The following is an 8,451-nucleotide window of genomic DNA, read 5'->3' as shown; positions in this document are numbered from 1 at the left end:
CCCCCCCGCCAACTTCCGCGAGCTCCTGGAACGCATCACCGACGGCCCCCCCCTGCCGCACCTGTTCTTCACCATCGAGAACCACACCGTCGAGGAACTGGTGGACAGCCACAAGGAAGGCCTGTGGGTGACACGGGCCTGGCAGGCGATGCTCGCGCTGGACGACTACGCGCGGTACCAGTTCGACAACCCCGGTTCCGGTCTGGGGTTCCACTCCTACCTGCGCCGCAGCCCCGACGGGTACCGGGTCATCCCCGTCAAACGACTGGCGTCGCAGGAATCGGACTATGTACGCAACCGCGGCAAACTCAACGACAAACGTCTGTTCCGGGTACCGGAGGAGGTCGACCCGAGCGGACGTGTGCCCATGTACGCCCACATCAAGCTGGACACCGAGCACGGCATCTGTCCGCGGCTGTACTTCTACCCCGACCTCGGCGACGGGACGACCAACCGCATCTACGTGGGGTACCTGGGCCGCCACCTTCCCGTGCAACAGTCGAACTGACCGGCCACCGGGCGTGCGTACCCTGGATCCGTGATGGGAACCGAGACCGGCACCGCCACGGCTCGCGCGAGCGCCCTGCCCGAGGACCAGTGGCGCGAGCGGGCCGAACACCACGCCGCGCGCGTGGACACGCTCACCGCCGACCACCGGCGCCGACGCGCGGCGGGCGAGCGCCATCCGGTCGAGGACTTCCTGTTCACCTACTACAACCTCAAACCCGCCCAGCTGCGGCGCTGGCACCCCGGCGCGGGCACCGTACTGCTCGGTGAGAGCGCCCGGGAGCGCCTGGAACAGCGGTTCTACACCGAGGCCGGCGAGGGCGTGGCCCTGGACCGCGCGGAGTTCCTGACGGCCCGACCGGTCGTCGGTTTCGTCGAGCGCCTGCTGGGAGCGGTCGCCTCGCGCCCCGCCCACCTGGGATGTTTCGGGCTGCACGAGTGGGCGATGCTCTACCGCACCACCGAAGTGCGCCACGGCCAGGTGCCGCTGCGACTGGGCCACGAGGGCACCGACCGGGTCGTGGAATCGCACCGGGTGCAGTGCTCGCACTTCGACGCGTTCCGGTTCTTCACCGAGGAGGCCCGGCCCCGCAACACGCTGCAGCCCACGCGTGAGGGGCAGGCCGACCTGGACCAGCCCGGGTGTCTGCACGCCAACATGGACCTGTACAAGTGGGCGTACAAGCTGCTGCCCGCGGTGCCCTCCGAGCTGGTCGTGGACTGCTTCGAGCTCTCCCGCGAGATCCGGACCCTGGACATGCGCGCCTCCCCCTACGACCTGCGCGAGTGGGGCTACGAACCGGTGCGGATCGAGACCGCCGAGGGCAAGGCCGCCTACATGGAGTACCAGCGCGGCTTCGCCGAGCGGGGAGCAGTGCTGCGCGCGCGATTGCTGGACGCGATCGCGGTGCTGCGCGGCTGAGGGTTCAGACCCCCACCGGCTCGTGGTGTTCCCTCGGTTTGCGGAACCGGGCCACCACCAGGACAGCCGCGCCCGCCAGGGCCGTGCCGGTGACCGACCCGATGCTGTTGGCCGCGAAGTCCGAGGCGTCGGCGGAGCCGCCCGCGGCCAGCGCCCACTGCGTGGTTTCCACGGTCAGCGACAGCAGCGGACCGGCCGCGAGCTTGCCCGCTGGGTGGGCGAAGACGAAGAACGCCACGACGCCGATCGGAACGAAGAGCAGGACATTGACGACCTTCTCCTCCACGATCAGCGCCGCGCTGGTGCCGCCCCGGTGCTCCATGAAGCCGGCGACCGCCGACCCCATCTCCCGGTGCACAACGCGGCTCTCGGCCTCACTGGCCGGGTCGCCCCCGGCGTCCAGCACCACGAGGTCGCCGCGTTCGTCCTCGTGCAGGAAGTAGTCGAACGAGCCGTAGGACAGGATCTCCTCGCGTTCTGCGCCGGTGAGGGGTTCGACCGAGAAGTGTGCCGAGGTTTCGTTGCTGAGCGCCTGCGCGAACCCGCTGTCCGGTTCGTTGGCCTCGCGCCACTCCTCCACCCAGGCCACGGGGTTCCAGGTGATGTCGCGGCTGCCTTCACCCACCTGGCCCCACGAGAGGACCGGGCTCGACAGAACGAGCAGGTACACACCCGAGGCGACCGCGAGCAGGGGCCGACAGAACCGCCTCGTACCTTCCCGGTCGCGCACGTACGCGCATACCGTGACGAACGCGAACACGGCCAGCGCCGCCGATGCGAGCGCCACGGTGGCCGGTGTCACATGGAGGAGGATCTGCCACATCGGGGCCTCATCGAACGAGGATCGGGGGTTGGTCGGGCATTCCGGACCGTTGCATCGTGGCGTACAGGAGTTCACCACTTCAACACGGGGGCGGCCGAGCACCGGGGCCACATGTGGCCCCGGCCTTGCCATGGGACCAAAGTCCGGATCAAGGCAGTTCAGATCCACAACGTGAGCACAGGAGCCTCAGCGTTCACGCGCCCCGATTGGTATGTTTTCCATCTCCTCCACGGCCCCAACCCCCTTGGATCCTCCATGTCCGATGAAACCGGAGTGACCGTCGACGCCCTCCCCGAGGCGGAAGCGGCCGAACTACTCGCGGAGACCATGGCACTGCTCGGCGGCAGGTTCGAAGAGATCATGGAGAACCTGCACGGGCCGGTGTCCTCCTACGTGACCTCGGGCCTCTCCACCTACCAGGACAACTCCCTGGAGGACATCCAGGCAACAGCCCGCAGCGGGATCGCCCTCGCGCAGAACGTCCAAGGGTCGGTATTGGAGATCGCCGCAACCGACAACGACAACGCCGACGAGTTCCGAGAAGGGCTCGAGGAATTGGACATCCCCATCAACTTCTGACCCCGAGCGAGCGCCCCCCGTGCCAAGCATCGACGACATGACCCTGGACCTGCCCGACCCCATCGAGGCAGAACCCGAAAAGATCCGCTCGGGCGCCGACGACCTCGACGAGCTGCACAACGACATGCTCGGCCGGTCCGGCGACACCGACAACCAGATGCGTTCCTCCGCAGACCAATTCACCGACCGCATCGGCTGGGACATCAGCTCCGCCTCGGCCGACGACCTCATGGCCTGGGAAGAGGCCTCCAAAGCCCTCACCTACGGCGCAGGGGTGCTGCGCTTGTGGGCCGAGGACATCGACACCTACATGACCGACCGCGCCTCCATCGAGACCCGTTGGGAGACCGCCAAACAGGAGATGCGGGACCTCCGGGTCTCGGGCGGATCCGGATACGCGATCGGTCAGGCCGTGACCGAGTGGCTCGGTGGTGAGAACACCGAGGTCGCAGCGCTCGAGCAGACCCGCGAGGACCTCCGCTCCGAGCACGCGGGCATCTGGGGCACACTCATGGACCAGGCCGAGCAGACCAAGATCGACCTGCGCACAGGTCCGAGCCAGGAGACCATGGAACGCATGGTCGAGGCCGGCCTGCTCACTGCCGGACAGATCGCCACCTACGGTGACCACTACCCGGCGATGGTGCCCGACGAGATCGACGGCAGTGAACCGCCCCATCTCGTCAACGCCTGGTGGGAATCGCTGTCGGAGGACGAACGCGAGCAGGCGATGGCCGACGACCCGGACCTGCTGCGCGACCTCGACGGCATCCCCTCGAACGTGCGCGACCAACTCAACCGGGATCACCTGGAGGACGATCACGAAGCAGTCCAGGACGAGTTGGAGGAACTCCGGGGCGATCTCGCAGATGCGCCGAACGGGCCTGGCGGCTCGTTCGAACGGACGAGCCTGAGCCAAGAGATCCGTGAACTGGAAGAACAAGAAGAGATCATGGCAACGCTACGTGATGACCTCGGGGACAGCGCGAACGAAAGTGACCAGTACCTGTTGGCCTTCGCTCGGGGGGAACATGGGCGTGCGATTGTCTCGCACGGAAACCCGGACACTGCTGACAACGTTTCGACCATGGTTCCAGGGACCACGAACAACTGGGAAAACGTGAACGGCCGATCCGGTAACGCCGCGGCCGTCGCGGCCGAGGCCAACCGTACGAGTGAGTCGGAGCAGACAGCAGTCATCAGTTGGATCGGCTACGACGCGCCTTCGACGACGGAGGCCCCGTTCGAGGAGCGCGCCGAGGCCGCGGTGGACGAACTGAGCCGATTCCAGTCAGGGCTCCGCGACACCCACGAGGGGGCCTCGCCCTCGCACAACACGGTCATCGGGCACAGCTACGGCAGCACCGTGGTCGGGCACACGGCCATGAGCGACCAGGGCCTGGACGCCGACCAGATCGCCTTCGTCGGAAGCCCCGGCGTCAATGCCGAACACGTCTCCGAACTCGGGTTCCTCCCGGAGGACGTTCACGTCTCCACAGCCGAGAACGACAAGATCAACGACCGTACCCCTGAATTCGTCCACGGCCCCGACCCGTCCGACGAGGAGTTCGGAGCCACCACCTTCGAGTCCGACGAGGGGACCGAAGGCGGAGCGTTTCCGTTCGGAGACGCGCACTCTGAGTACTACGACCCGCCCGAAGATCCGGAGGAACGTTCCGACCAGGATGCGAGCGGCAAGTCGGTCGAGTACTTGGGAGAATTCGTCCGGGGCATTCTCTGACCCACCACGAGCGCCGATGGAGCACCGGGAACGGGATGACGAACTGGAAGACTGTGGCCGCTCTTTCCGTACTCGCCCTGACAGTGGCGGGCTGCGGATCCGAATCCGAGACACCCTCCACCCCCGACCCCATTTCGGAGGACCTGATCAACGAGAACCAGGCCGTCGAGAAGATCGACGAGCACATCAACGATGCGGTGGCCGTGCTCCCCGAGGACGTGCGGTTGGAGCCACTGGGCCAGCCGATCACCGGCGGGTGCGAGGGAGGCGGCGAGAACGAGTCCGTCACCGTCAGCCACACCTACTGGCTCCGCGACCTCGAACCCGAGGACAACGAAGCCAACGCCGAGGCCCTGCACCAGTACTGGACCGACAACGGCTACGAGATCATGCGCGACCGGCGGCCCGACACCCTGTCGATCTCGGTGCAGTACCCCGAGGACGGGTTCGGGATGACCCTCCGGGTGAGCGACGAAGGCACACTCTCCGTCGGGGCTTCCTCCCCTTGTTTCCATCCCGAAGAGGGGTCGTGAGGCCTGCCGCCCGGCCCATGGAGGCTTCGTGAGTAATCCCCCGTGCTGATCGGTGGGGCCCATCCTCTGTTCCAGGTGGTGTTGGAGCGGGAGCCCCGCGCTTGGCGGTTCCCGACGGTCCTGAGCACAGTGATGACAGCGGCATTCGCGGTGGAACCGATGCCGCCGTGCAGAGTACCGAGGATGCATTCAGGATGTCCCTGAGGGAAAGCGATCAGGGCACCCTGTCCATCCACGCGTCATCACCCTGCGTCCGAAGAATGAACCTCGATGATCCCTGTTAGTCCCCATTCTCCTACCTGCTGGGACCAATGAACTCACCTCCCGAACCGCACCTACAGCACGACAGCACGCATTCAACGGCCAAGAGCGCATCGACGCCGAAGCTCCTGTTCGCCACCGTCTACCCGCTGTTGGCCGGCAGCGTTCTCGGGCCGATGGGTTTCATGGCACTGTTCGGCCTGCTGTACGACGAGTCCGGGTTTGCGCTGCTGTTCCTCGCCGCCACTGTCGTTCTGATCGGCGGCGCCCACTTCTGGCTCCGAAGGATCCTGGAGAAACGGGACGAACCCAACCCCCGGCAGTTGCCGATCATCCTGAGCACGGCGATGGTGGCCGGCCTCTGTGTCTCCGGCGCACCTGTCCTCATGGAGCTCGGCGTCGCCCAGCCCGTACCCACGCCCCTGGCGTGCCTGGCGCTCTGCCTGATCGGCACGTTCACGTACTCGCTGGTCAGGGAGCGAGAGCGTTTCCTCTCGGCGCTCACGGGGGTACTCCTCGCGGCCCTGCTGCTCACAGCCATCCCCTGGCTGATCGCCACAGCTCAGGGTGGGCCGCAAGTCCTGCAAGAGGTCACGGCGCGCGGCACAGAGTAGGACAGCGCAAGCGCGCGACATGAGTACACGGGCTCAGGCGCCCGGCCGGCCCGGACCGTAGCGTCCATCCATGAGCATTCCCCCGGAGCCCCCCGAAACCTCCGAGCCCCCCGGCAACAGCACCGCGCATTCGACGGCCAAGAGCGCCGAGGGACCGAAGTTCTACTTCGTCGCCCTGTGCCCGCTCGTCGGCGGCACTGCCCTCATGGTCCTCGGATTCTTCGCACTGTTCGGGCTTCTGTACAACGAGACGAGTTACGCGGTGCTGTTCGTGTTCGGCGCCATCGTGGTGATCGGCGGTACGCACTTCTGGCTCCAATGGATCCTGGAAGGCCGCGACGAACCCCGCCCCTGGCAGTTCCCGATCGTTCTGAGCGCCGCGATGGTGGCGGGCATCTTCATCACGCTGTTTCCGATCTTCATGAACGCAGACTTCCTCGTGCCCCTGCCCCTGGTGAGCCTGGGACTCTCCCTGCTCGGCGTTCTTGTGTTCTCGCTGGGCACGGAACGCAACCGCCTCGTACTCGCACTCGGGGCGATCCTCGGAGTGGTCCTGCTAATCGTGGGCGTGACCTGGTGGATCAAGGGTCAGGAGCAGGACGAGCGCAAGGAGGAACTCCTGCAGGACGTTTCCGATTTCCCCCACGAGATCGCCGTGCTGGAACTGGCCGGGTGGGAACCGACCGCCATGTGGGCGAGCGAGGATCTGGGCACGGCCTCCATCACTTACCAGCCGGAAGTTCCCTCCCCCGAGTTCGATGGGTTCACCCTCGCTCTGCAGAGCGAGTCCATGGAGGAGATCGCCGAGACGGGGTGGACACCGCTCTACTCCCTGTGCGAGTCGGACGGCGGTGACAAACCTTGCGGGGAACACGGGGACATCGTGATCGCGGATTTCTCCCGCAGCTCCGAGGAGAGGTTCGAGGCCCGCACCGAGTTCACGGACGGTGGCGCCGCCAACCTCATGACGGGGATGCCGACCGACGAGAACGAAGAACCGACCATCGACTTCCCCGACATCGACACGGTGGAACTGGCCGGGCAGATCCGCCCCGCCGAACCGGGCGAGGCCGAGGGGATCGCCTCGGAGGTCATGGACTGACCCCTCCTTCTGTCCCCTTCACCGGGCTCAGGGGATGACGTGCCACGAGGTGGGTGGGTCGAGCTTCGTGAGTTGCCCGACCAGCCAGGGTCGAGTAGGTAGTTGGACCGATGACGAATTCGGATACCGGACCAAAGAGCACCGCCCCTTCGGATCCCCCGGATCAGGGCTCCCCGGCGGTGAACGGGAGGAACCAGCGCGCCCGCCCCCTGCTCGGTACGCACGTACGGTTACGCCACACCGCCCTGATCGGTGCCATCACCGTGGCGGCCATCGGTCTGGTCCTGGTAGCGGCTCGGATCGGAGTGCTCCTCGCCCCCTCGCACTGGCCCGACATGTTCTGGCTCGTGTCCGTGGTCGGGGCCCTGCTCCTGATCACACCGCTGGTGGTCTGCGTCGCCGGTCACCTCGTCCTCATGCGCCGTGGCCCGCGCCTGCGACCGCACGACCTGGGTCTCACATGGCCGAACAGGTTCCCGGTCGGGCTGCTGCTGTGGGTACCGAGCGCGATCGTGACCTCGGCCCTGGCCACCGGTGCCACACTCGGTCTCGTCAACACCTTCGGTGGCTCCGCCCCGGCCGACGGCTCAGGCCCCTCGGCGACCTCGAGCCTCGTGGCTGAACTACCGCCGGGCGCCGCCCTGGCGATTGCCGCCGGCATGGTGATCGTCTTCCCCCTCTTCGAGGAGATCGTCTGCCGCGGCATGCTGCACGGCGCCCTCTCCCGCCACGTGGCACCTTGGGCCGCGGTCGTCCTGTCCGCCCTGCTCTTTTCCGTCCTGCACGTGACCCCTCTCGTGATGCCCTACGTCTTCGTGCTGGGATTGTGGTTGGCGTGGTTGCACCGCAGGTACGAGTCGATCCTCCCTGCGGTCGTACTGCACTGCTGCAACAACGCACTCGTGGCGGCCCTCGCTCTGAGTGCACTCTGAGACCGGGGCCAGGACCGGGGCCGGGGCCAGGGCAAGGGCAGGGAGCGGGGACTGCACCGGCGAGGGCCAAGTCGTGGCGGGACATCTGGGAGGCGGGTTCCTCTGCTGCCTGGACATCAGTGAGCAGCAGAGCCTCTTCCTCGGCGTCCCGTCGCATCCTCTTGTTCGGGGAGAGGGTGACGGTGTTCTGTGGGAGTGCAGGTCCTGGGTTGAGGGCTATGGCTGGTGTGGGTGGTGTTCGTCGGAGCGTCGAGCTTAGCCCGGCCGGGGCTTCCCGCAACCCGCTTCGGCGCCACCCCCACTCCTGTCCCTGGGTGGGGATGGTGACGGCGTTGTGGTGGGTCGGGGTGGGGCGCCTCGGGGTGTGCGGTCCGCCCCTTGACGCCGGGCTGTTGCGCTCTCGCCGCCGAACACCTAACGGCCGGCCCCCTCATCCG

Annotated in this window: 8 protein-coding genes and 1 pseudogene; 8 read left to right on the top strand and 1 reads right to left on the bottom strand. The window is 66.9% G+C overall.

Annotated elements, in window-relative coordinates; translation table 11 throughout:
- Positions 1 to 508, top strand: a pseudogene (locus D473_RS24475) (hypothetical protein); the annotation flags it as partial.
- Between the two features lie 33 nt (positions 509 to 541).
- Complete coding sequence (locus tag D473_RS0108645; RefSeq protein WP_017608677.1) at positions 542 to 1,429, top strand: hypothetical protein; 888 nt, start codon at positions 542 to 544, stop codon at positions 1,427 to 1,429.
- A 4-nt stretch (positions 1,430 to 1,433) separates the two neighbouring features.
- Here D473_RS0108645 and D473_RS0108640 read toward each other — a convergent pair whose 3' ends face one another.
- Positions 1,434 to 2,252: a VanZ family protein gene (locus D473_RS0108640; protein ID WP_017608676.1), complete on the bottom strand. Its 819-nt coding sequence runs from the start codon at positions 2,250 to 2,252 to the stop codon at positions 1,434 to 1,436.
- Positions 2,253 to 2,507: 255 nt separating this feature from the next.
- On the opposite strand from D473_RS0108640, the gene D473_RS0108635 reads away from it, so the two are divergent.
- The 6 genes from D473_RS0108635 (at position 2,508) to D473_RS0108610 (ending at position 8,014) form a co-directional block, all read left to right on the top strand.
- The gene (locus D473_RS0108635; RefSeq protein WP_026126754.1) at positions 2,508 to 2,831 is read left to right on the top strand and encodes a hypothetical protein; all 324 of its coding nucleotides are present in this window, start codon (positions 2,508 to 2,510) and stop codon (positions 2,829 to 2,831) included.
- Between the two features lie 37 nt (positions 2,832 to 2,868).
- Positions 2,869 to 4,572, top strand: coding sequence for an alpha/beta hydrolase (locus D473_RS0108630; RefSeq protein WP_017608674.1), 1,704 nt, complete (start codon positions 2,869 to 2,871; stop codon positions 4,570 to 4,572).
- Positions 4,573 to 4,607: 35 nt separating this feature from the next.
- Complete coding sequence (locus tag D473_RS0108625; protein WP_026126752.1) at positions 4,608 to 5,105, top strand: hypothetical protein; 498 nt, start codon at positions 4,608 to 4,610, stop codon at positions 5,103 to 5,105.
- A 311-nt stretch (positions 5,106 to 5,416) separates the two neighbouring features.
- Complete coding sequence (locus D473_RS0108620) at positions 5,417 to 5,980, top strand: hypothetical protein (protein WP_017608672.1); 564 nt, start codon at positions 5,417 to 5,419, stop codon at positions 5,978 to 5,980.
- A 70-nt stretch (positions 5,981 to 6,050) separates the two neighbouring features.
- On the top strand, positions 6,051 to 7,082 hold the full coding sequence (locus tag D473_RS0108615; protein WP_017608671.1) for a hypothetical protein: 1,032 nt from the start codon (positions 6,051 to 6,053) through the stop codon (positions 7,080 to 7,082).
- A 179-nt stretch (positions 7,083 to 7,261) separates the two neighbouring features.
- Entirely contained in the window at positions 7,262 to 8,014 is a 753-nt protein-coding gene (locus tag D473_RS0108610; protein WP_017608670.1) for a CPBP family intramembrane glutamic endopeptidase, read from the top strand.
- Positions 8,015 to 8,451 lie beyond the last annotated feature (437 nt).

The organism is Nocardiopsis xinjiangensis YIM 90004 (assembly GCF_000341145.1).
Classification (GTDB): Bacteria; Actinomycetota; Actinomycetes; order Streptosporangiales; family Streptosporangiaceae; genus Nocardiopsis; species Nocardiopsis xinjiangensis.
Note: the sequence above shows the minus strand (reverse complement) of the source record. Positions and strands in the feature narration are given on the sequence as shown.

What these genes read in the sequence shown, in the direction of transcription:
- D473_RS0108645 (WP_017608677.1), top strand. Translation starts at nt 542, where the DNA reads ATGGGAACCGAGACCGGCACCGCCACGGCTCGCGCGAGCGCCCTGCCC.
- D473_RS0108640 (WP_017608676.1), bottom strand. Translation starts at nt 2,252, where the DNA reads ATGTGGCAGATCCTCCTCCATGTGACACCGGCCACCGTGGCGCTCGCA.
- D473_RS0108635 (WP_026126754.1), top strand. Translation starts at nt 2,508, where the DNA reads ATGTCCGATGAAACCGGAGTGACCGTCGACGCCCTCCCCGAGGCGGAA.
- D473_RS0108630 (WP_017608674.1), top strand. Translation starts at nt 2,869, where the DNA reads ATGACCCTGGACCTGCCCGACCCCATCGAGGCAGAACCCGAAAAGATC.
- D473_RS0108625 (WP_026126752.1), top strand. Translation starts at nt 4,608, where the DNA reads ATGACGAACTGGAAGACTGTGGCCGCTCTTTCCGTACTCGCCCTGACA.
- D473_RS0108620 (WP_017608672.1), top strand. Translation starts at nt 5,417, where the DNA reads ATGAACTCACCTCCCGAACCGCACCTACAGCACGACAGCACGCATTCA.
- D473_RS0108615 (WP_017608671.1), top strand. Translation starts at nt 6,051, where the DNA reads ATGAGCATTCCCCCGGAGCCCCCCGAAACCTCCGAGCCCCCCGGCAAC.